This window comes from Mesorhizobium sp. B2-4-2 (genome assembly GCF_006442845.1).
Lineage (GTDB): Bacteria > Pseudomonadota > Alphaproteobacteria > Rhizobiales > Rhizobiaceae > Mesorhizobium.
In genome coordinates, this window is record NZ_VFVM01000001.1 from 404,984 (window position 1) to 425,459 (window position 20,476).

The following is a 20,476-nucleotide window of genomic DNA, read 5'->3' on the forward strand; positions in this document are numbered from 1 at the left end:
CTAGGATCAGCCTGGCCGATGCATCAGGAGGAGCGAGCGGCATGTATCTGGCACCGGTCGAGGACATCGCGTTCACCCTCAAGCATGTGGCCGGCCTGAAGCCTGCCCTCGATGACGGCACGTTCGGCGATCTCGGCGAGGATCTCGTCGACGCCGTTCTTAGCGAGGCCGGCCGCTTCGCCACCGAAGAGGTCGCTCCGCTCTACAAGATCGGCGACGAGCACGGCGCGGTGCTGAAGGACGCGGCAGTGACCATGCCGCCGGGCTGGAAGGAACTTTATCGCCGCTGGATCGACGGCGGCTGGAACGCGCTCTCCGGCCCGGAAGGATATGGCGGGCAGGCGCTTCCGACCATGCTCGGCGTCGCCGCGCTCGAAATGTGGAATTCCGCCGCCATGGCCTTCGGCATTGGCCCGACGCTGACCATGGGTGCGGTCGAGGCGCTCGACAAGCACGCTTCGGAAGAGCTCAAGGCCAAGTATCTCGCAAAGCTCGTCTCCGGCGAGTGGATGGGCACGATGAATCTGACTGAGCCGCAGGCCGGCTCGGACCTCGCTGCCTTGCGCACGCGCGCCGAACCGGCCCGCGACGGCACCTACCGCATCTTCGGCCAGAAGATATTCATCACCTATGGCGAGCATGATCTCACCGACAATATCGTCCATCTGGTACTGGCGCGGCTGCCTGACGCGCCTGCGGGCACGCGCGGCATCTCGCTCTTCCTGGTGCCGAAATTCCTGGTCGGCGCGGACGGCTCGCCTGGCGCACGCAACGACGTCTTCTGTTCGGGCCTCGAGCACAAGCTCGGCATCCATGCCTCGCCGACCTGCACCATGATCTATGGCGACGGTTTTCAGGGCGCCAAGCCCGGCGCCATCGGATGGCTGATCGGCGAGGAGAACAAGGGGCTGGCCTGCATGTTCACCATGATGAACAATGCCCGCCTCGCCGTCGGGATGCAGGGCGTGGCGGTCGCGGAAGCCGCGACCCAGAAGGCGATCGCCTATGCCAATGAGCGCCGCCAGGGCAAGGCGGCGGATTACGCCGGCGCCGGCATGGCGCCGATCGTCCATCACCCCGACGTGCAGCGCAATCTCCTGACCATGAAGGCGCTGACGCAGATCGCGCGGGCGATCAGCTATTCCTGTGCCCATGCCATCGACCTGGCGCGCGTATCGTCTGGTGACCAGGCGGCGCATTGGCGCGACCGGGCCAACCTGTTGACGCCGCTTGCCAAGGCTTTTTCGACCGATATCGGCGTCGAGGTCGCCTCGCTTGGCGTCCAGGTCCATGGCGGCATGGGTTTCATCGAGGAGACGGGGGCTGCGGCACTCTATCGCGACGCCCGCATCGCGCCGATCTACGAGGGCACCAACGGCATCCAGGCGATCGATCTGGTGACCCGAAAACTGCCGCTCGGCGGCGGCGAGCATGTGCACGGCTTCATCGCCGAGCTTGCCGCTGTCGCCAGCGCCGTGCGGACATCGAATCTCGAAGGGTTTGGCCATACGGCCGATGCTCTCGACCGCGGGCTCGACGATCTGACGCAAGCGACATGTTTCCTGCAAAGACTGTCGGCCGATGGCCGGACTGGCGAGGCGCTTGCCGGCGCGACACCCTATCTCCGGCTGGTCTCGCTTGCAGCCGGCGGCGCCTACTTGGCGCGGGGCGCCCTTGCCGATCACGGCCGCGTCGCTTTTTGCCGCTTTTTCGCCGAAAACCTGCTCGGCGAGACAAGTGCCTTGAAGGAGCGCGTTGTCGACGGCGCCGCAAGCCTCGCCGCTGCCGGCAGGACATTGATTTCCGCCTGACGTTCACAAGGAAAGAACCGTGACAGACCATATCCTCGTCGAGCGCCAGGGCGCCATGCAGATCATCCGCATAAACCGCCCGGACAAGAAGAACGCGCTGACGCGCGCCATGTACGCCAAGATGTCGCAAACCTTGGCCGAAGGGGATGCGGATCCGGCAATTCGCGTCCATGTCTTTCTCGGCGTGCCCGGTGCCTTCTCCTCCGGCAACGACCTCGCCGATTTCATGGTCGTCGCCACTGGCGGCGAAGGCGGCACGGAAGTCTGGGATTTCCTGATGGCGCTGGCCAGGGTCGCAAAACCCATCGTCTCCGGTGTCGACGGCATCGCGGTCGGCATCGGCACCACGCTCAATTTGCACTGCGACCTGACCTTCGCCACGCCGCGCACCGTGTTCAGGACACCCTTCGTCGACCTCGGCCTTGTGCCCGAAGCGGGATCGAGCCTGCTGGCGCCGCGCATCCTGGGCCAGCAGGGCGCGTTCGCGCTGCTCGGCCTTGGCGAAGGCTTCTCGGCCGAACGCGCCAAGGCCGCTGGTCTGATCTACGAAGTTGTCGAGGAAGGAGCGCTGGAGGCGTCGGTTCTGGCGGCCGCCGGCCAGATCGCCGCCAAGCCGCCGCAGGCGCTCAGGATCGCGCGCGACCTGATGCGCGGCTCTCGCGAGGACCTCGTCGCCCGCATCAACGTGGAAAGCGAGCATTTTCGCGAGCGGCTGAAATCGGACGAAGCCCGCGCTGCACTGACGGCATTCATGACCAGAAAAAAATAGTTCAGCCCCCGCCTCCCTTAGATGGGGAGGTCGGCCCGCAGGGTCGGGTGGGGTGGAGCGCCGACCTATCCCGCGTGCCTCGGTCGCCACTGGCCAGCGCGGGCTAGGCGCAGTGAGGATGTCGGCGCTAGTTTACAAACTCAGGGATAAAGCCGCGTCTTCTCCCAACCGCCCCCGGCATTGCGCGAAAACACCACGCGGTCATGCAGCCGAAACGGTCTGTCGTGCCAGAACTCGATCGTCTTCGGCACGATGCGGAAACCCGACCAGTGTTTTGGGCGCGGAATCTCGCCGATGGCGTAGCGGGCCGTGTATTCGGCCACCGCCTTTTCCAGCGCGAACCGGCTTTCCAGCGGCCGCGACTGTTTCGAGGCCCAGGCGCCGATGCGGCTGCCGCGCGGCCGTGTCGCGTAATAGGCGTCGGCCTCGGCATCGCTGACGATCTCCACCGGCCCGCGCACGCGCACCTGGCGGCGCAGCGATTTCCAGTGGAAGCACATCGCCGCCTTCATGCTGCCTAGGATCTCCCGGCCCTTGGCGCTTTCGAAATTCGTGTAGAACACAAAGCCGCTCTCATCGAAGCCCTTGAGCAGCACCATCCGCACATCCGGCATGCCCTCGGCATCGACGGTTGCCAACGCCACGCCGTTGGGGTCGTTCATTTCGCTTTTGGTGGCGTCGTCCAGCCATGCGGCAAAAAGGCGAAACGGCTCGGCGGCCTCGGTAAAGTCACCGCTTGTTAACTCAGTCTCACTCATAGTTTTTCTCAAATTTTCATCAAACAGGGGAGGTTGCCGATTGTCGCGTATCGCGCAAGCTTTTGACAGCAGGCAAGGCAGCCTATTTGCTTCAGCCAGCGCCAAAGCCGCGATCGTGATGATTGCCTTGCCGCTTGCCGCATGTGGCGCGGGCGGCTTCAGCCTGCAAAAAGCCGAGGTCGATCGCTCGATCCTGACTGGCAGCATTTCGGCTCCAGCCGCGTCGGCCGATTCGGACCGCGATTCCGACCAGACGACGATCGGCAACGCGGTGTCCTCCGCCGACATCGAGCAGCTCGGCGGTCAAGCCGTGCCGTGGGCCAATGCCGGTACGGGTTCGCGCGGCTCCATCACCGAACTGGCGGAATTGAAGGACGGGGGTCAGACCTGCCGCCGCTTCAAGGCTTCGCGCGAAAGCTTTGACGGCGTTGCCATGTTCGCGGGCGAACTTTGCCTGGCCAGCGCCGGCGGCTGGCGTATGCAGGACTTCAGGGCGCTTTGATCTTCCACCTCTGAAGTAACGTCCAGCACTGGAATTTCTTCCTATGCGAGCGCATATAAGAGGCGACTATGGACTCACTCTTTCTCCAGGGCAGGAAGCATGCGCGACCCCTATGAGGTGCTGGGCGTTGCAAAGAACGCATCGGCCAAGGACATAAAATCGGCGTACCGCAAACTCGCCAAGAAGCATCATCCGGACCAGAATCCGAATGATCCCAAGGCGAAGGACCGTTTTGCCGCGGCCAATCAGGCCTATGAGATCGTCGGCGACGAGAAGACCCGTGCCGCTTTCGATCGCGGCGAGATCGACGCCGACGGCAAGCCGCGTTTCCAGGGCTTCGAGAGCGCCCCCGGTGGCGGTGACCCCTTCGGCGGTTTTCGCCGCCAGCAGCAGGGAGCCGGCGGTTCGCGATTCGAGTTCCGCTCCGGACGCCCTGGCGGCGATCCGTTCGATGGCAACAGCGATATCTTCAGCCAGATTTTTGGCGACGTCTTCTCCGGCTCGCGCGGCCCCGGCCAAAGCGGGGCAGGAATGGGTGACCGCCGCCAGCCGGCAACCGCCGCCGACCTCAATGTCACGCTCGACATTACCATCGAGGAAGCGGCGAACGCTGAAAAGGTCACGGCGATGTTCCCTGACGGCCGCAAGGTGGCGGTCAAGCTGCCGGCCTATGTCGAGGACGGGCAGACCATCCGGCTGAAGGGGCAGGGCGAGCAAGGGCCGGGCCAGCCCGGCGACGCGTTGGTCAAGATCCGCTTCCGCCGGCATCCGCGCTACCGCCTGGAGGGCCGCGACCTGCATGCCGATTTGCCGGTGGGGCTGGCCGATGCCGTGCTTGGCGCCAAGGTGGCCGTCGAAACGCCGACCGGCAAGCTCGCGGTCAACGTTCCCGCCTGGTCGAGTTCGGACAAGGTCCTGCGCCTGAAGGGCAGGGGCCTGCCGGAAAAGGCCGGCGGCCACGGTGATCTCTACGCCCATGTGCGCATCATGCTGCCAGAAGGCGGCGACAGCGCGCTCGAAGGGCTGTTGCGCAGCCAAAAAGGCTGATTGGCGGCTCTTGTCCCCGAACTGTCCCGTTTGAGCGCTTGAAGGGGCTCTGTGCCTGTGCGATAGGGCTCTCCACAAACAAGAAATCTTGCGGAGAGCACGCATATGGCGGGTGGACAGGGCCTGATGGCCGGCAAACGCGGCCTGATCCTCGGCGTCGCCAACAACAGGTCGATCGCCTACGGCATCGCCAAGGCATGCGTCGACCACGGCGCCGAGATCGCGCTGACCTATCAGGGTGAAGCGTTCAAGAAGCGGGTCGAGCCACTGGCTGCGGAACTCGGCGCCTTTGTCGCCGGCCATTGCGATGTGACCGATCCGGCGAGCCTCGACGAGGTTTTCGCCAATGTCGCCAATCATTGGGGCAAGCTCGACTTCCTCGTCCATGCCATCGCTTTTTCCGACAAGGACGAACTGACCGGCCGCTATGTCGAGACGACGCGCGATAATTTCCTGCGCACGATGGATATTTCGGTCTATTCCTTCACCACCATCGCCAAGCGCGCCGAGGCGCTGATGACCGATGGCGGTTCGCTTTTGACGCTGACCTATTACGGCGCCGAAAAGGTGATGCCGCATTACAACGTCATGGGCGTCGCCAAGGCCGCACTCGAGGCCAGCGTGCGTTACCTCGCCGTCGATCTCGGCGCCAAGAAGATCCGCGTCAACGCGATCTCGGCGGGCCCGATCAAGACGCTGGCCGCTTCCGGCATTGGTGACTTCCGCTACATCCTGAAGTGGAACGAGTACAATTCGCCGCTGAAGCAGACGGTCACCCAGGAAGAGGTCGGCGATTCCGGCGTCTATTTCCTGTCCGACCTGTCGCGCGGCGTCACCGGCGAAGTGCATCATGTCGATTCCGGCTATCACGTCGTCGGCATGAAGGCGGTCGACGCACCTGACATTTCGACAGTCAAGGATTAACTCCTCCGCCTATCCTCCGCCCAGGCCCTGGCCCGACCTCCGGAAGACCTGATGTACCCGCTGGTTTATATCGTGCGCCACGGCCAGACCGCGTGGAATGCCGAATTCCGGCTTCAGGGGCAGGCCGATACCGACATCAACGCGCTCGGCCGCGAGCAGGCGAGCGCAAACGGGCATCGGCTGGCTGACCTGATCTCCAATCCCGCAGAGTTCGATTTCGTCGCCAGCCCGATGCGGCGCACGCGCGAGACCATGGAGCGCATTCGCGCCGCCATGAAGCTCGACCCGGCTGCCTACGGGACCGACCCCCGCCTTGTTGAAGTGAATTTCGGCGATTGGCAGGGTTTCACCTTTGCCGAGCTGGAGACGCAATTTCCGGGTGCGAGCAGGACGCGTGCGCTGGACAAATGGAACTTTCAGCCGCCGGGCAAAGATGCCGAGAGCTACCAGATGCTGCTCGAGCGGGTAAAGCCGTGGTTCGACGCGCTCGAGCGCCAGACAGTCTGCGTGACGCATGGCGGCGTCATGCGCACCTTGTTTCGCTTCGTGCTTGACATGGCCGAGAACGATGCGGCGAAGCTGGCGATACCGCAGGACCGCGTGCTCAAGCTGGAAGGCGACAGCCTGGGGTGGCTTTAGGGACCCGGCACGATCCAGGAAGGCTCATGCAGGCTGCCGGTTGCGGGGTGCATAAAACGGCTGTAACGGCTCAACAAACGCCGAACAGCCGATTTGCATTGGAAGCCTAGTCGGAGTCGCTGTCAGGCAACTGCATATCGGTGACCACGTTTTCGCCATTGGTCACGTCATAGGCGATGACGATGTCCATGCCGGGCTTCAGCGCGTCGAGATCGGTTTCCGCGTTCAGCTTGTAGGATTTGCCGTCGTCCAGCGTCAGGGTCAGCGCGTCCTTGTCGATCTTCTTGATCAGGCCTTCGGTCTGCCCGGCGAAAGCGGCGGTGCAAAGCAGGAATGTGGCGGCAACAGCGCCAATCAGGGTACGCATCATCGTCCTCTTTGGTATTGCGCCGGCATGGGTAGCGGCGGATCCTCAACGGCGAATGGAGCAGAGCAGAAACCAATCGAATGTGTCAAAACTAAATCCGAAGATCACGGTTTGACCCCTGTGGAAAACGCCAATAGAAGGCAGGCTTCAGTCGGCTCCGATGCCGGGCAGGGCACTTTGCGATGTCTCACAACACGTTCGGCCATCTTTTCCGCGTCACCACCTGGGGCGAAAGCCATGGGGCCGCATTGGGCTGCGTGGTCGACGGCTGCCCACCCGGCATCCGCTTCACGCGTGACGAAATCCAGGCCGAACTCGACAAGCGCCGGCCCGGCCAGTCGCGCTTCGTCACGCAGCGCCGTGAGCCTGACGAAGTGAAGGTGCTGTCGGGCTTCATCCTTGACGATGACGGCGAGACGATGATCGCGACAGGTACGCCGATCTCCATGCTGATCGAGAATGTCGACCAGCGCTCGAAGGACTATGGAGAGATCGCCCGCCAGTACAGGCCGGGCCATGCGGACTACACCTATGACGTCAAATACGGCGTGCGCGACTATCGCGGCGGCGGCCGATCCTCGGCGCGCGAGACCGCGGCTCGGGTCGCCGCCGGAGCCCTCGCCCGCAAGGTCGTGCCGGGCATGGTGGTGCGCGGTGCACTGGTATCGATGGGCGAGAAGTCGATCGACCGCGCCAACTGGAACTGGAATTTCATTGGCGACGCGGACAATCCGTTCTTCACGCCGGATCCGGCGTCCGTTCCCGTTTTCACGAGCTATCTCGACGGCATCCGCAAGGCGGGTTCCTCCGTCGGCGCCGTGATCGAGATCGTCGCCGACGGCGTTCCGGCCGGCCTCGGCGCGCCGATCTACGCAAAGCTCGACCAGGATATCGCGTCAGGCCTGATGTCGATCAACGCCGTCAAGGGCGTCGAGATCGGCAACGGCTTCGAGGCCGCCCGCATCACCGGCGAACAGAATGCCGACGAGATGCGCATCGGCAATGACGGCCAGCCGGTGTTCCTGTCCAACAATGCCGGCGGCATCCTTGGCGGCATCTCGACCGGCCAGGCGATCATCGCCCGCTTCGCCGTCAAGCCGACGTCTTCAATCCTGACGCCCCGGAAGTCGATCGACAAGGACGGCAACGACGTCGAAGTGATGACCAAGGGTCGCCATGATCCGTGTGTGGGCATTCGCGCCGTACCGATCGGCGAGGCGATGGTTGCCTGCGCAATCGCCGACCATTATCTGCGGCACCGAGGACAGACAGGCAAGGAAGGCAGTAGGGCAGTAGGGCAGTAGGGCAGTCTGTTAAGCTGCCCGCGAGACGAGCAATTTTTCCTTTCCCTTACTCCCTTACTCCCTTACTGCCCTATTCCCCTACTCCCTTGCGAGCGAAGCGAGCATTTCCATGTCTTACGACCAGAAAAAGATCGTCGAAGCAATCCGCGCCTTCGAGCGGGGCGAGATCGTCGTCGTCATGGATGATGACGGGCGCGAGAACGAGGGCGACCTGATCGTCGCCGCCGTCCATTGCACGCCGGAAAAGATGGCCTTCATCGTGCGCAACACTTCGGGCATCGTCTGCACGCCGATGCCGCGCGAGGAGGCCAAGCGCCTCAACCTTGCGCCGATGGTCGCCGACAATGATTCGGCGCACACCACCGCCTTCACGGTTAGCGTCGATTTCAAGCACGGCACCACGACTGGCATTTCAGCTGACGACCGCACGCTGACCGTGCGCAATCTCGCCAACGGCAATGTCGGCGCCTCCGATTTCGTCCGCCCCGGCCACATCTTCCCGCTCATCGCGCGCGAAGGCGGCGTGCTTATGCGTTCGGGCCATACCGAGGCGGCCGTCGATCTGTGCAAGCTCGCCGGCCTGCCGCCGATCGGCGTGATCTCGGAACTGGTCAATGATGACGGCACCGTCAAGCGCGGCCCGCAGGTCGCGGCTTTTGCCGAGGAGCACGGCCTCAAGCAGGTCTCGGTCGCCGACCTCATCGCCTATCGGCAACGCAAGGAAACACTGGTCGAACGCGTGGCATGCTCCGAGATCGACACGCTCGGCGGCAAGGCGCAAGTCTTCACCTACACGCTGCCCTGGGATTCCATGCATCATGTCGCCGTCGTCTTCGGCGACATCCGCGATGGGGAAGAGGTGCCTGTGCGTCTGCACTCCGAGGACGTGGTGACCGACGTCTTCGGCACCAGCCACCGGCTGGACGCCATCATGAAGGCGATGGGCGAGCGCAAGCGCGGCGTCATCGTCTATCTGCGCGAGGGCTCGGTCGGTGTCGCCCACCAGGAGCGCAACCGGCCGGCGAGCGGCGACCGGGAGGACCACGAAGAGGCGCGCCGCCGCGAGAATGAATGGCGCGAGATCGGGCTCGGTGCTCAGATCCTGAAGGATCTCGGCATTTCCTCGATCAATTTGATCGCCTCGCGCGAGCGCCACTATGTCGGCCTCGAAGGTTTTGGCATCCACATCGCCAAGACCGAGATTCTCTAGGTTCGACGGCGGCAATAGCGTCCGATCCGCTGAACCGGACGCGTCATGGTTCATTCCGCGGCAGCGACGGCCGCTTCACACCCATCCAACTCGCATTTGTGAGTGGCAAGACTGCGCTGGCCGAGCAGCACCGTGACCAGCGCGATGCCGCCCGCGACCACCGAGACCCAGAACCCGTTCTGGGCGCCGAACGCATCCACCACCGCGCCGGCGGCGAAAGAGCCCAGCGCCATGCCGATGCCGATTCCCGTTGTCACCCAGGTAATGCCCTCGGTCAGCATCGCTTCCGGCACATGCCGTTCGATCAGGCCGAATGCCGTGATGAAAGTCGGCGAGATCGCCACGCCGCTGATGAAGACGGTCAGCGCCAAAATCGGCACGCTGTCGGCGGTGAGCGGCAAAATCGTGCTGACTGCGATGATGGCGACCGCGACGGTCAGCTGGCGCTGTAGCGGCGTCTTGAGGTTGAGCGCGCCGACCACGATGCCCAACACGAACGATCCCAGCGCATAGACGCCGATCACCAGGCTTGCGGCACCGGCTTGGCCGAACTCCTTGGTGATCGCCACCGTGCTCACTTCCGTCGTCGCGAAGGTCGCGCCGATGAAGATTAGGGCGAAGGTGATGATCTGTACCGGCCGCAGGCGGATTGCCGAGCCAGTCGAACCATGGTCCACCGGCCGCACTTTCGGCTCCGTCGATCGCTGCAGGATGAATGCTATCGAGCCCAAAGCGAGAAACAACGTGCTCGCCAGCATGCCTGCTTCCGGAAACAGCGCCGCACTGAGGCCCACCGACAGCGACGCGCCGGCGATATAGACCAGTTCGTCGGCCGCCGATTCGAAGGCGAAGGCGGTGTTCATCTCCGGCCGGCCGCGAAAAAGCTCGGTCCAGCGCGCGCGCACCATTGCCGGCATGCTGGGCATGGCCGCTGCCAGCAGCGCCGACACGAACATTGTCCATACCGGCCAATCCTGGTTGGCCGACGCAATCAGCAGCAGGAATGCCAGCACGGAGATGATGGTGGTGGGCACCACGATCCATGTCTGGCCGAGGCGGTCGACCAGCCTGGAGATCTGCGGCGCCAGGAAAGCGTTGGCCAGCGCGAATGTCGCCGAGACGGCACCCGCCAGCCAGTATTCGCCACGCGTCTGCGACAGCATCGCCACGATGCCGATCGGCGCCATGGCGATCGGCAGGCGCGCCATGAAGCCTGCAGCGGCAAAGCCCTTGGCGCCAGGGGCTCGAAAGATCTCGGAATAGGGGTTCTGCATGATCCGTTCCTCGACAAAAGGCGATTCGGAAATTACATACGATGCGTATGAATACTAAATAGATCATACGTCGCGTATGTCAATTGGCATACGTGACGTATGTAGATAAGGCCAGAAGAGATGCACAAGCCCCGCAGGGAAATGATCGCCGAAACGCGCGCCAAATTGATTGCCGCGGCCCGGCATGCGTTCGGAACGATCGGTTATGCCGAGGCATCGATGGATGATTTCACCGCATCGGCAGGGCTGACGCGCGGTGCGCTCTATCATCATTTCGGGGACAAGAAGGGGCTTTTGCAGGCGGTTATCGCCGAGATAGACGCCGAGATGGCGGCACGGGTGAATGAGGTTGCAGCGAAAGCACCGACCCGCTGGCAAAGCTTCGTCGACGAATGCACGAGCTACATCGAAATGGCGCTGGAGCCGGAAATCCAGCGCATCATGTTTCGGGACGGTCCGGCCGTGCTGGGGGATCCCGCGCAATGGCCGAACGCCAATGCCTGCGTCGCGTCGATGACCGATCACCTGACGACGCTGCAGGGCGACGGGGTGGTTGTCCCGGGCGTAGACCCCGAGACCGCGGCACGGCTGATCAACGGGGCGAGCAGCCAGGCGGCGCAGCGGATCGCCAATTCGAACGACCCGGAAGCGACGTCGAAGACCGTGGTGGCGGCATTCAAGCAACTGCTCGAAGGATTGTTGAGGAAGGATGCCGGAGCCGCCTGACGACGGCAGGCCGCCGGCAGCGCGCTGCGCATGCCGTATCGGCAATCAAATCAAGGGTTTGTCAGACTTTTCGCATGTTGCCGCCTTGAGGCGTGCGATCGTTGATTTGAGCGGAACTTCGCCCTGTCCGCAAAACGTCTCGCTCATGATCAGCTCGGGCAGCGGCAGCCGCCGCCCCCAGCCATGTGTTTCGAGGTCCGGTTTCGGCGCGAACTCCGAGACACGGCCGACACAGAGATAGGCCACCGGCGTCACATGCTCGGGAATCGACAGAAGGCCTTTCAACGCCTGCGCCTCGATAATGCTGACCCAGCCAACGCCGACGCCTTCGGCGCGCGCCGCCAGCCAGAAATTCTGCACCGCGCAGACCGTGCTGTAGAGATCCATCTCGGGATTGTGCCAGCGTCCCAGCGGCGAACCCTGTGAGCGTCGGCGGTCGCAGGTGATACAGATATTGAGCGCGCTTTCGCAGATGCCTTCCAGCTTGAGCTTGCGGTAGAGCGCCCGCCGCTCTTCCTCGATCGCCGGCAATTCCTGCTCGCGCGCCGCGAGGAACAGGTCGCGCACCTGTTCCCGTCGTTCGGTGCCACGAATGACGATGAAATTCCATGGCTGCATGAAGCCGACCGATGGCGCGTGATGGGCGGCAAGCAGCAGCCGCGCCAAGACCTCGTCGTCGACGGCCTCTGATGTAAAATGGCTGCGGACATCGCGCCGCGTGAACATGGCGCGGTAGACCGCATCGCGCGCCATCTGGTCGAATCCGTCACCCACGGGGATGGTCATATTGTCCGGCATCGCTTGTCCCCTTGCGATTGCAATCAACTGCCGTCCGCCTGACCATGCGGATGACGATGCCTGCCAGGCCGGTCTTCTGGCTCGGGATCAACCCGCATCCGGCGCCTTCCCGTCATCGACAGTGGCATTTACCGGCGCGGTCCCCCTTACAGCGTTGGGCACGCCACGGTATCAAACCGTGTTCCCGATTCTCCCGCTCGCGGCGGGCACCAGGCAGTGGCGGGGACTTTACGACGAAGCCCCTGCGCCGCCAATCCCCGCGGCGACGCGAACGGACGCAAGCGCGATTTTCCCCAACCATCAGGCCGCAACGCATGGCCATCGCCGCGCCGGGGCACTAGATAGGGAGCATGGCCACTCGTCTCTACACCCATCCGATCTTCCTCGAGCACATCACGCCACCCGGCCATCCGGAGCGGCCGGACCGCTTGCGCGCCATTGAGCGCGTGCTCGACGACGAGGCTTTTGCCGCGCTCGACCGCCTCGAGGCGCCACAAGGCGATGAGGCCACCATTCTCTACGCGCATCCCGAGGATTTCGTCGAGCGGGTACGCGCCGCCATTCCCGAGACGGGCATCGCCCGCATCGATGCCGACACAACGGCCAGCCCGAAGAGCTGGCAGGCGGCGATCACCGCGATCGGAGCCGCCAACGCCGCCGTCGACGACGTCTTTGCCGGCAGGGCAGACAACGTTTTCGTCGCCGCCCGGCCGCCCGGCCATCATGCCGAGAAAGCGACCGCGATGGGCTTCTGCCTGTTCAACACGGCGGCCATCGCCGCACGTTATGCACAGCGCAAACACGATATCGAACGTGTCGCCATCGTCGACTGGGACGTGCATCACGGCAACGGCACGCAGGATGTTTTCTGGGACGATCCGTCCGTGCTTTATTGCTCGACGCACCAGATGCCGCTCTACCCCGGCACCGGAGCAAAGAACGAAACCGGCGCCGGCAACATCGTCAACGCGCCGCTTGCGCCGCAGACCGGCAGCGAGGCGTTCCGCGATGCCTTCCTGTCGCGCGTGCTGCCCTCGCTCGACAATTTTGCACCCGACCTGATCATTATTTCGGCCGGCTTCGATGCGCATCATCGCGACCCGCTGGCCGAGATCAACCTGACCGAGGATGATTTCGACTGGGCGACCGGCCAACTCATGCAGCGCGCGGCGCGCCACAGCGGCAACCGGCTCGTCAGCCTGCTCGAGGGCGGCTACGATCTGCAAGGATTGGCATTTTCGGTCGCCGCCCATGTCGGGCGACTGATGAAAGGATGAATGATGGCTGGTGAAACCAACGAAGACGTCAAGGCGATGAGCTTCGAACAGGCTCTCGACGCGCTGGAGAAGATCGTCGATGATCTGGAGCGTGGCGATGTGCCGCTCGACCAGTCCATTAGGATCTACGAGCGCGGCGAGGCGCTGAAGGTGCATTGCGACCGGCTGCTGAAGGCGGCCGAGGACAAGGTGGAGAAGATCAGGCTGTCCCGCGACGGCAAGCCGGTCGGGACGGAGCCGCTGGACGCGGATTGAGGCACGCAGCCGTCTCTCTGGTTTTTGACACGATCATGATTGAGGATAGAACGCGTCCCGATTGAAACGGCTCCAGGACAAGAGGAGATACGGAAGCGATGTGCAGAAACATCAAGACCCTGTTCAATTTTGATCCGCCGGCGACCAACGACGAGGTGCGCGATGCAGCCCTTCAATTCGTTCGCAAGCTGAGCGGAAGGACGCGGCCTTCGAAGCAGAACCAGCACGCATTCGACCATGCCGTCGAGGCCATCGCGGCGTCGGCGCGCGAGCTTCTCGATTCGCTTGAAACCAACCAGCATCCGCGCAATCGCGAGGAGGTTGCGGCCAAGCTGCGGGCGAAGGCGGCGATCCGCTTTGCCTGATCTGGCCAAAGCAGCCATCGGCCGCTGACAAGGAGAGTTCATGAGCTTCTTTCCCGGGAAGGATCCTGAAGCCGGCGATGCCTTTGCCAGCGACCAGATCGAATTGATGGTCATTCCGAACGCCAAGGACATTGGCGGTTTTCAGGTTCGCCGCGCCTTGCCGACTGCCAAAAGGCGGCTGGTCGGTCCCTTCATCTTCTTCGACCGCATGGGCCCGGCCATCCTGCGTGCCGGTCAGGCGCTCGACGTCCGGCCGCATCCTCATATCGGCCTGTCGACGGTCACCTACCTGTTCGACGGCAGGATCAGGCATCGCGATTCGCTCGGCACCGAGATGGTGATCGAGCCGGGTGACGTGAACCTGATGACCGCCGGCCGCGGCATCGTCCATTCGGAGCGCACGCCGGAAGAACTGCGCGGCGCGCCGATGTCGATCTCGGGGCTGCAGACATGGTTGGCGCTGCCGGACGGCAAGGAGGAAGTGGCGCCGGTTTTCGAAAACACCGCTGTCGCGCGGCTTCCCGACATCGACGCGGAAGGCGTCAGCGGCCGCATCGTTATAGGCGATTTCCAGGGGCTGCGTTCCCCGGTGCGAGCCGATTCCGAGACGCTCTACGCCGACCTCAGGCTGGCGCCCGGCGCCAGCGTGAAAATCCCTGCTGACGCGGAAGAACGCGCCATCTATACGCTGGAAGGCGAGGTCTCGATTTCCGGCGACGTGTTTCCGGCGGAACGGCTTCTGGTGTTCCGGCCCGGCGACGAGATCGTCGTATCCTCACAGGCTGGTGCCCATTTCATGCTTTTCGGCGGTGCCTCGCTGGGCTCGAAGCGCTACATCTGGTGGAATTTTGTCTCGTCCTCCAAGGAGCGCATCGAACAGGCCAAGCAAGAATGGAAGACCGGCCGCTTCGACATCGTTCCCGGCGATGAGGAAGAGTTCATTCCACTGCCGGAAGGCTGAGGAAGTCGACGACGGGGCGTGCCTTTCGCGTCATTTGGCAGGCATTTACTTTCGCCTGCCGGCGGCCTATCCCGCGCATGAACAGAAGCTTGGGCCTACCCGTGAACGCAACGCCGCATACGCCGCTTCTCGACAAGGTCCGCATCCCGGCCGAGCTGCGCACGCTTTCCGAAAGCGAATTGCCGCAACTGGCATCGGAGCTTCGCCTCGAACTGATCGACGCGGTGTCGCGCACCGGCGGTCATCTCGGCGCCGGGCTTGGCGTGGTCGAACTGACCGTGGCGCTGCACTATGTCTTCAACACGCCCGATGACCGGTTGATCTGGGATGTCGGCCACCAGGCCTATCCGCACAAGATCCTGACCGGGCGCCGCGATCGCATCCGCACCCTGCGGCAGGAGGGCGGCCTCTCCGGCTTCACCCGCCGCACCGAAAGCGAATACGATCCGTTTGGCGCCGCCCACTCCTCGACGTCGATATCGGCCGGCCTCGGCATGGCGGCGGCCCGCGATCTTGCCGGCGGCCGCAACAATGTCATCGCTGTCATCGGCGACGGCGCCATGTCGGCCGGCATGGCCTATGAGGCGATGAACAATGCCGGTGCGCTCGATGCCCGCCTGATCGTCATCCTCAACGACAACGACATGTCGATCGCCCCACCGACCGGCGCCATGAGCGCCTATCTGGCGCGCCTGGCCTCTGGCAAGGCCTATGTCGGCCTGCGCGACTTCGGCAAGAAACTGACCTCGTATCTCGGCAAGCGTGCCGACCGTGCCATCACCAGGGCGGTCGAGCACGCGCGCGGCTACGTCACAGGCGGCACGCTGTTCGAGGAGCTCGGCTTCTACCATATCGGTCCGATCGACGGTCACAATCTGGACCATCTGATCCCGGTGCTGAAAAATGTCCGTGACAATGGCAAGGGCCCCGTGCTGATCCATGTCGTCACCCAGAAGGGCAAGGGCTACGCGCCGGCCGAGGCCGCGGCCGACAAATATCACGGCGTCAACAAGTTCGACGTCATCACCGGCGCTCAGGCCAAGGCCCCGGCCAACGCGCCGGCCTTTACCAAGGTGTTCGCCGAAAGCCTGATCCGGGAGGCCCAGGAGGACGAGCGCATCGTCGCCGTCACCGCCGCCATGCCGGGCGGCACCGGGCTTGACCTGTTCGGCGAAGTGTTTCCGGCCAGGACCTTCGACGTCGGCATCGCCGAACAGCATGCGGTGACGTTCGCGGCCGGCCTCGCGACCGAAGGCTACAAGCCGTTCGCGGCGATCTATTCGACCTTCTTGCAACGTGCCTACGATCAGGTCGTGCACGACGTGGCGATCCAGAAATTGCCGGTGCGCTTCCCCATCGATCGCGCCGGCTTCGTCGGAGCCGACGGCGCTACCCATTGCGGCGCCTTCGACACCACCTTCCTGGCCTCCCTGCCGGGCTTCGTCGTCATGGCGGCGGCCGACGAGGCGGAACTGCGCCACATGGTGCGCACCGCGGCAACCTACGATGACGGCCCGATCGCCTTCCGCTATCCGCGCGGCAATGGCGTCGGCGTCGACATGCCCGATCGCGGCTCGGTGCTTGAAATCGGCAAGGGCCGCATCATCAGGGAAGGCGGCAAGGTGGCACTCCTCTCCTTCGGCACGCGCTTGCAGGATTGCCTGATCGCGGCCGAGGAGCTGGGCGCGGCCGGGCTTTCGACCACCGTCGCCGATGCGCGCTTCGCGAAGCCGCTCGACGAGGACCTGATCCGACGGCTGGCCCGCTCGCACGAGGTTCTGGTCACGGTGGAGGAGGGCGCCATCGGCGGCTTCGCCAGTCACGTTTTGCAGTTCCTCGCCCATGAGGGCCTGCTGGAAAGCGGCCTGAAAGTGCGCCCGCTTGTGCTACCGGACGTGTTTGCGGACCACGCCAAGCCGGAAAAGATGTATGCCGATGCCGGTCTCGATGCCGCCGGCATCGTCCATACGGTTTTCACCGCCCTCGGGCAGGCGCTCCGCGCCCAGCGCGCCTGACTCGACACATCAAGCGCTTGAATCGGTTTGCCGGCTCGATGTCGTAACGCATTGTTGACATTGCGGTTTGGCGTTTTGCTTACCGTGTCTCTTGCCCGTTTTTCAACGGCACGCTGCTAGGTTCTGGCCAGGCAGGGAGACAACAACAGTGAAGACGCTTCTGTGCGGCATGGCGATCCTGACCGCCATCGCAGCGCCGGCCATCGCCGGAACGCGCTACGACCGCAATCTCGAGAAGGCGGCCGTGGATATAGTCGCCAGCAGGATGGGGCATATCAGGGGCGGCTTCTCCTACAAGCAGCTGCCGCAGCTTGTTGTCCCGCCGGACGCCGCATCGGCATCCGCCGCGCCAGTCGAGCGCCCGCGCAGGGAAGTTGCCCGCGATCGGGATGACGGCCTGTCTCCCGCCGTCGAACGGCAGGCTCCCCGCACCATCTTCTGATCTCGCCCAAATCAAACCACCCAAATCAAAACCACATGTCGCGCACGCAGCGGCCATCGCGCGGCAGATCGTCGTAGGTCTCGAGACCGTCGAAATGGTCGATCGGCAGGTCGGCCACGGCTTCCGGCGGCGCAAGCCTTACATTGACGGCGATCCGCGTGCGGCCGGACTCGGCTGGGCGCAAACCGCGCCAGGCAAGCACGCACGCACATGTCGGGCAGAACAGGATCTCGAGCGTGGGTTCGGCCTTGCCGGCACGTTTATAGCTTTTTATCGGCCCCACGACGCGGATACGTTCATCGACAAAGTCGTAGGCCCAGAGCGTGCCGTAACGTCGGCACAGCGTGCAGTTGCAAGCGGTGATCGGCCCGGGATCGCCCTTCAAGGTCCAGTGGGCCGCACCGCAATGGCAGATTCCCGTCAGCATCCGTCCTCCTTCGCCTTCGGCAGCAAAACGGCGTTTCTTCCTTATCATCGTGGCCGACCTGATGCGATATGCGACTGGCCGCGAGCGGCTCTCTGCGGTCGCCGCCCTGGGGGATGTTGCTTCTCCCGCTCCAATATCCTTGCCTTCGCCGCCGGCTTTCGCCAAGGAAGACCGATGAATTTTCCCCCGCCAGCCAGCACGCGCCAGCGGCTCGACGATCTGCTCGTCCAGCGCGGCCTGTTTGCCAGCCGCTCGCGTGCCCGCGACGCGGTCGAGCGCGGCACGGTAACGGTGGACGGCGCTATTGCCCGAAAGCCTGGCCAGGCCGTGCAACCGGAATGTGTCATCGCCGTTGATGACCCGGCCCAAGGCTATGTCTCACGCGCGGCGCTGAAGCTGATCGCCGGGCTCAACCATTTCGGCCTCGATCCGGCCGGCTGTGAGGCGCTCGACATCGGCGCCTCGACCGGCGGATTCACCCAGGTCCTGCTCGAACGCGGCGCGACCCATGTCACGGCGATCGATGTCGGTCACGGACAGATGCATGCTGATATCGGCAAGGACGCGCGCGTGACGGTCATCGAGGGGCTGAACGCCCGCGATCTCTCAACCGCCGATCTTGGCGGCCGGAGTCCGGACTTCATAGTCTCCGACGTCAGTTTCATTTCACTGAAACTGGCCCTGCCACCTGCGCTTGTCATCGCCAAGCCCGGTGCCGCAGCGATGTTTCTGGTCAAGCCGCAGTTCGAGGCGGGTCGCGAGGCGATCGGCAAGGGCGGCCTGCTGAAAGACCCCTATCATGCCGCCCGTGTCGCCGGCTTGCTGCAGGATTGGCTGGATGCCGTGCCCGGCTGGCGCTCGCTCGGCTTGCATCTGTCGCCAATCGAGGGCGGTGACGGCAATCGCGAATTCCTGCTTGGTGGGGTCAAGGACCGATGAGCGCACGCTTCACCATCAAAAAGCTTGGCGCCCAGGGGGATGGCATCGCCGACACCGAAAGCGGCGATCTGTTCATTCCTTTCACGCTGCCAGGCGAGGTCGTCACCGCGGCGCGTGAAAGGGATCGCGCCACGCTGATGGCGCTGATCGAGGCCTCGCCCCTGCGCATCGAACCCGCCTGCCGACATTTCGGCGAGTGCGGCGGCTGCGCCCTCCAGCATTTGGAGGCGCAAGCCTATCAGCAGTGGAAGCGCGAGAAGGTCGTGCATGCGCTGAGAGGCATCGATTGCGAAATAGGCGGTCTGGTCGCCTGCGCGCCGCACACGCGCCGCCGCGTCGTGCTCGCCGCCAGGCGCACCGAAACAGGCATGCTGCTCGGCTTCAATCGCCATCTGTCGCCGGAAATCATTTCCATCTCCGAATGCCCGATCTCGCTGCCTGGGATCGTCAGCGCGCTCGACGGCTTGAGGGCACTCGCCGAATTGATCTGCGCCACCCCGAAATCGTTTCGCATGGCGGTCACAGTGACGGATTCCGGCCTCGACGTGGCGGTGCATGAATCGGGCAAGCTCGGCGAAAACCAGCGCCGCATCGCCGCCAATTTTGTCATTGCGCAGGGCTTTGCCAGACTGTCCATCGATGACGAGATCATCATCGAGCCGAAGAAGCCTGTCGTCATGTTCGGCAGCGTTGCCGTCGCGGTGCCGCCGGGCGCCTTCCTGCAGGCGACGGAGGCAGCCGAACGGACCATGGCCGATATCGTCGGCGGACATCTGAAACGTGCCAAAAAAATTGCCGATCTCTTCGCCGGCTGCGGCAGCTTCGCCCTGCGGTTGGCCGCGAGATCGGAAGTGCATGCGGTGGAGGGCGATGCGGCCGCACTTTCGGCGCTCGATCGGGGTTCACGCTTCGCCACCGGCCTGAAACGCGTGACCGGCGAGCGCCGAGACCTGTTCCGCCGTCCGCTGACGTTCAAGGAGTTAAACGCCTTTGATGGCGTTGTCTTCGATCCGCCCCGCGCGGGCGCGGAGGATCAGTCGAAGCAGATCGCCCGCTCGGATGTTCCATTCGTTGCCGCGGTCTCCTGCAACCCGGTGACGCTCGCGCGGGATTTGCGCATCCTCATCGACGGCGGCTACGCGGTGAAAAGCGTGACGCCGATCGATCAGTTTCTGTGGTCGCCCCATGTCGAGGCTGTTGCCTTGCTGGAGAAGCCGCGGAAAAGACGTTAGGCGCTTAGCCCTGCTCAGCGAGACTGGTCGCGTCATGCAGTCTGCCCCGAAATCCCAGCCAGATTTATCGCTAAAGTTGTGGATCATCGCCACTGCAGTTGAATCTGCCCCGCAAAAAGGCATAATCCAAATTGGGATAGGGGGAGAAGATGATTTCACCAGGTTTTGTTGCCGAGATTTTTGGTTCGGCTCTCATCATGGCGCTCACCGGTGCGGTGCTCGCTTGGATCTTGAGAAAATTCACGCGTGTGGGGCTGGTGCCATCCTATGCGCTTGGCGTCGCGGTCATGACGTTTGTCGGCGCTGCGCTCTATGTCTCGGGCCATGATGGGACCGTCGACTACCTGAGTGCATGGACCCAGTACGCGATCGGCGGCGTTATCGGCTTCCTGATCCTGTATGCCACGTCGCGCCGGTCTGTGAGCAAGACCTAG

General features: G+C 63.8%; 23 protein-coding genes and 1 riboswitch. Of the genes, 18 read left to right on the forward strand and 5 right to left on the reverse strand.

Features of this window, described 5'->3' with window-relative positions:
- Positions 1–41: 41 nt before the first annotated feature.
- Both FJ942_RS01960 and FJ942_RS01965 read left to right on the forward strand, forming a co-directional pair.
- Positions 42–1,811 (forward strand): acyl-CoA dehydrogenase, encoded by a 1,770-nt coding sequence (locus FJ942_RS01960; RefSeq protein WP_140897144.1) that lies wholly within the window; start codon positions 42–44, stop codon positions 1,809–1,811.
- 19 nt (positions 1,812–1,830) lie between these two features.
- Positions 1,831–2,580 (forward strand): crotonase/enoyl-CoA hydratase family protein, encoded by a 750-nt coding sequence (locus tag FJ942_RS01965; protein WP_140762426.1) that lies wholly within the window; start codon positions 1,831–1,833, stop codon positions 2,578–2,580.
- 140 nt (positions 2,581–2,720) lie between these two features.
- On the opposite strand, the gene pdxH is transcribed toward FJ942_RS01965, so the two are convergent.
- Positions 2,721–3,338: a pyridoxamine 5'-phosphate oxidase gene (pdxH, locus tag FJ942_RS01970; RefSeq protein ID WP_140498039.1), complete on the reverse strand. Its 618-nt coding sequence runs from the start codon at positions 3,336–3,338 to the stop codon at positions 2,721–2,723.
- Between the two features lie 40 nt (positions 3,339–3,378).
- Here pdxH and FJ942_RS01975 point away from each other — a divergent pair, with 40 nt between their 5' ends.
- The 4 genes from FJ942_RS01975 (at position 3,379) to FJ942_RS01990 (ending at position 6,450) form a co-directional block, all read left to right on the forward strand.
- A complete protein-coding gene (locus FJ942_RS01975) occupies positions 3,379–3,840 on the forward strand; it encodes an RT0821/Lpp0805 family surface protein (protein ID WP_140498041.1) in 462 nt (153 codons plus the stop codon).
- Positions 3,841–3,939: 99 nt separating this feature from the next.
- Entirely contained in the window at positions 3,940–4,887 is a 948-nt protein-coding gene (locus FJ942_RS01980; RefSeq protein WP_140897145.1) for a DnaJ C-terminal domain-containing protein, read from the forward strand.
- 105 nt (positions 4,888–4,992) lie between these two features.
- Positions 4,993–5,811, forward strand: coding sequence for an enoyl-ACP reductase FabI (gene fabI / locus FJ942_RS01985; protein ID WP_140498045.1), 819 nt, complete (start codon positions 4,993–4,995; stop codon positions 5,809–5,811).
- Between the two features lie 51 nt (positions 5,812–5,862).
- The gene (locus tag FJ942_RS01990; RefSeq protein WP_140559375.1) at positions 5,863–6,450 is read left to right on the forward strand and encodes a histidine phosphatase family protein; all 588 of its coding nucleotides are present in this window, start codon (positions 5,863–5,865) and stop codon (positions 6,448–6,450) included.
- 106 nt (positions 6,451–6,556) lie between these two features.
- On the opposite strand, the gene FJ942_RS01995 is transcribed toward FJ942_RS01990, so the two are convergent.
- Positions 6,557–6,817 (reverse strand): DUF1344 domain-containing protein, encoded by a 261-nt coding sequence (locus FJ942_RS01995; protein ID WP_140498049.1) that lies wholly within the window; start codon positions 6,815–6,817, stop codon positions 6,557–6,559.
- A gap of 182 nt (positions 6,818–6,999) precedes the next feature.
- On the opposite strand from FJ942_RS01995, the gene aroC reads away from it, so the two are divergent.
- Together aroC and ribB are read left to right on the forward strand one after the other, a co-directional pair.
- Positions 7,000–8,121, forward strand: a complete 1,122-nt coding sequence (gene aroC / locus FJ942_RS02000) for a chorismate synthase (protein ID WP_140514806.1) — start codon at positions 7,000–7,002, stop codon at positions 8,119–8,121.
- A gap of 109 nt (positions 8,122–8,230) precedes the next feature.
- Entirely contained in the window at positions 8,231–9,331 is a 1,101-nt protein-coding gene (gene ribB, locus FJ942_RS02005) for a 3,4-dihydroxy-2-butanone-4-phosphate synthase (protein ID WP_140514808.1), read from the forward strand.
- A gap of 50 nt (positions 9,332–9,381) precedes the next feature.
- Here ribB and FJ942_RS02010 read toward each other — a convergent pair whose 3' ends face one another.
- Positions 9,382–10,605, reverse strand: coding sequence for an MFS transporter (locus FJ942_RS02010; protein ID WP_140674977.1), 1,224 nt, complete (start codon positions 10,603–10,605; stop codon positions 9,382–9,384).
- Between the two features lie 120 nt (positions 10,606–10,725).
- Between FJ942_RS02010 and FJ942_RS02015 the strand changes: the two genes are divergently transcribed.
- On the forward strand, positions 10,726–11,331 hold the full coding sequence (locus FJ942_RS02015; RefSeq protein ID WP_140498058.1) for a TetR/AcrR family transcriptional regulator: 606 nt from the start codon (positions 10,726–10,728) through the stop codon (positions 11,329–11,331).
- A 45-nt stretch (positions 11,332–11,376) separates the two neighbouring features.
- On the opposite strand, the gene bluB is transcribed toward FJ942_RS02015, so the two are convergent.
- On the reverse strand, positions 11,377–12,129 hold the full coding sequence (bluB, locus tag FJ942_RS02020) for a 5,6-dimethylbenzimidazole synthase (protein ID WP_140520811.1): 753 nt from the start codon (positions 12,127–12,129) through the stop codon (positions 11,377–11,379).
- Between the two features lie 48 nt (positions 12,130–12,177).
- Positions 12,178–12,358, reverse strand: a riboswitch (cobalamin riboswitch).
- Between the two features lie 121 nt (positions 12,359–12,479).
- Here bluB and FJ942_RS02025 point away from each other — a divergent pair.
- The 6 genes from FJ942_RS02025 (at position 12,480) to FJ942_RS02050 (ending at position 17,444) form a co-directional block, all read left to right on the forward strand.
- Positions 12,480–13,406: a histone deacetylase family protein gene (locus FJ942_RS02025; RefSeq protein WP_140514813.1), complete on the forward strand. Its 927-nt coding sequence runs from the start codon at positions 12,480–12,482 to the stop codon at positions 13,404–13,406.
- Positions 13,407–13,409: 3 nt separating this feature from the next.
- Positions 13,410–13,661, forward strand: a complete 252-nt coding sequence (locus FJ942_RS02030; RefSeq protein ID WP_140498064.1) for an exodeoxyribonuclease VII small subunit — start codon at positions 13,410–13,412, stop codon at positions 13,659–13,661.
- Positions 13,662–13,759: 98 nt separating this feature from the next.
- Positions 13,760–14,026, forward strand: a complete 267-nt coding sequence (locus tag FJ942_RS02035) for a DUF2277 domain-containing protein (RefSeq protein ID WP_140897146.1) — start codon at positions 13,760–13,762, stop codon at positions 14,024–14,026.
- Between the two features lie 40 nt (positions 14,027–14,066).
- Complete coding sequence (locus FJ942_RS02040; protein ID WP_140498066.1) at positions 14,067–14,987, forward strand: pirin family protein; 921 nt, start codon at positions 14,067–14,069, stop codon at positions 14,985–14,987.
- Between the two features lie 77 nt (positions 14,988–15,064).
- The gene (dxs, locus tag FJ942_RS02045; protein WP_181169777.1) at positions 15,065–17,002 is read left to right on the forward strand and encodes a 1-deoxy-D-xylulose-5-phosphate synthase; all 1,938 of its coding nucleotides are present in this window, start codon (positions 15,065–15,067) and stop codon (positions 17,000–17,002) included.
- 148 nt (positions 17,003–17,150) lie between these two features.
- Positions 17,151–17,444, forward strand: coding sequence for a hypothetical protein (locus FJ942_RS02050; protein WP_140520807.1), 294 nt, complete (start codon positions 17,151–17,153; stop codon positions 17,442–17,444).
- 25 nt (positions 17,445–17,469) lie between these two features.
- On the opposite strand, the gene FJ942_RS02055 is transcribed toward FJ942_RS02050, so the two are convergent.
- Positions 17,470–17,871, reverse strand: a complete 402-nt coding sequence (locus FJ942_RS02055; RefSeq protein ID WP_140629233.1) for a GFA family protein — start codon at positions 17,869–17,871, stop codon at positions 17,470–17,472.
- A 174-nt stretch (positions 17,872–18,045) separates the two neighbouring features.
- Here FJ942_RS02055 and FJ942_RS02060 point away from each other — a divergent pair, with 174 nt between their 5' ends.
- The 3 genes from FJ942_RS02060 to FJ942_RS02070 all read left to right on the forward strand — a co-directional run bounded on the left by FJ942_RS02060 (position 18,046) and on the right by FJ942_RS02070 (position 20,476).
- On the forward strand, positions 18,046–18,810 hold the full coding sequence (locus FJ942_RS02060) for a TlyA family RNA methyltransferase (RefSeq protein ID WP_140685270.1): 765 nt from the start codon (positions 18,046–18,048) through the stop codon (positions 18,808–18,810).
- Positions 18,807–20,042 (forward strand): class I SAM-dependent RNA methyltransferase, encoded by a 1,236-nt coding sequence (locus FJ942_RS02065; RefSeq protein ID WP_140498072.1) that lies wholly within the window; start codon positions 18,807–18,809, stop codon positions 20,040–20,042. The genes FJ942_RS02060 and FJ942_RS02065 overlap by 4 nt, the downstream gene beginning before the upstream one ends.
- 149 nt (positions 20,043–20,191) lie before the next feature.
- Entirely contained in the window at positions 20,192–20,476 is a 285-nt protein-coding gene (locus FJ942_RS02070; RefSeq protein ID WP_140494980.1) for a hypothetical protein, read from the forward strand.

Bases quoted from the DNA above. Each gene is read 5' to 3' on its own strand.
- FJ942_RS02025 (WP_140514813.1), top strand. From the start codon at position 12,480: ATGGCCACTCGTCTCTACACCCATCCGATCTTCCTCGAGCACATCACG.
- fabI (WP_140498045.1), top strand. From the start codon at position 4,993: ATGGCGGGTGGACAGGGCCTGATGGCCGGCAAACGCGGCCTGATCCTC.
- FJ942_RS02070 (WP_140494980.1), top strand. From the start codon at position 20,192: ATGATTTCACCAGGTTTTGTTGCCGAGATTTTTGGTTCGGCTCTCATC.
- aroC (WP_140514806.1), top strand. From the start codon at position 7,000: ATGTCTCACAACACGTTCGGCCATCTTTTCCGCGTCACCACCTGGGGC.
- FJ942_RS01990 (WP_140559375.1), top strand. From the start codon at position 5,863: ATGTACCCGCTGGTTTATATCGTGCGCCACGGCCAGACCGCGTGGAAT.
- FJ942_RS02065 (WP_140498072.1), top strand. From the start codon at position 18,807: ATGAGCGCACGCTTCACCATCAAAAAGCTTGGCGCCCAGGGGGATGGC.
- pdxH (WP_140498039.1), bottom strand. From the start codon at position 3,338: ATGAGTGAGACTGAGTTAACAAGCGGTGACTTTACCGAGGCCGCCGAG.
- dxs (WP_181169777.1), top strand. From the start codon at position 15,065: ATGAACAGAAGCTTGGGCCTACCCGTGAACGCAACGCCGCATACGCCG.
- FJ942_RS02015 (WP_140498058.1), top strand. From the start codon at position 10,726: ATGCACAAGCCCCGCAGGGAAATGATCGCCGAAACGCGCGCCAAATTG.
- FJ942_RS02035 (WP_140897146.1), top strand. From the start codon at position 13,760: ATGTGCAGAAACATCAAGACCCTGTTCAATTTTGATCCGCCGGCGACC.
- FJ942_RS02040 (WP_140498066.1), top strand. From the start codon at position 14,067: ATGAGCTTCTTTCCCGGGAAGGATCCTGAAGCCGGCGATGCCTTTGCC.
- FJ942_RS02030 (WP_140498064.1), top strand. From the start codon at position 13,410: ATGGCTGGTGAAACCAACGAAGACGTCAAGGCGATGAGCTTCGAACAG.
- FJ942_RS02055 (WP_140629233.1), bottom strand. From the start codon at position 17,871: ATGCTGACGGGAATCTGCCATTGCGGTGCGGCCCACTGGACCTTGAAG.
- FJ942_RS02060 (WP_140685270.1), top strand. From the start codon at position 18,046: ATGAATTTTCCCCCGCCAGCCAGCACGCGCCAGCGGCTCGACGATCTG.
- FJ942_RS01995 (WP_140498049.1), bottom strand. From the start codon at position 6,817: ATGCGTACCCTGATTGGCGCTGTTGCCGCCACATTCCTGCTTTGCACC.
- FJ942_RS01980 (WP_140897145.1), top strand. From the start codon at position 3,940: ATGCGCGACCCCTATGAGGTGCTGGGCGTTGCAAAGAACGCATCGGCC.
- ribB (WP_140514808.1), top strand. From the start codon at position 8,231: ATGTCTTACGACCAGAAAAAGATCGTCGAAGCAATCCGCGCCTTCGAG.
- bluB (WP_140520811.1), bottom strand. From the start codon at position 12,129: ATGCCGGACAATATGACCATCCCCGTGGGTGACGGATTCGACCAGATG.
- FJ942_RS02010 (WP_140674977.1), bottom strand. From the start codon at position 10,605: ATGCAGAACCCCTATTCCGAGATCTTTCGAGCCCCTGGCGCCAAGGGC.
- FJ942_RS01960 (WP_140897144.1), top strand. From the start codon at position 42: ATGTATCTGGCACCGGTCGAGGACATCGCGTTCACCCTCAAGCATGTG.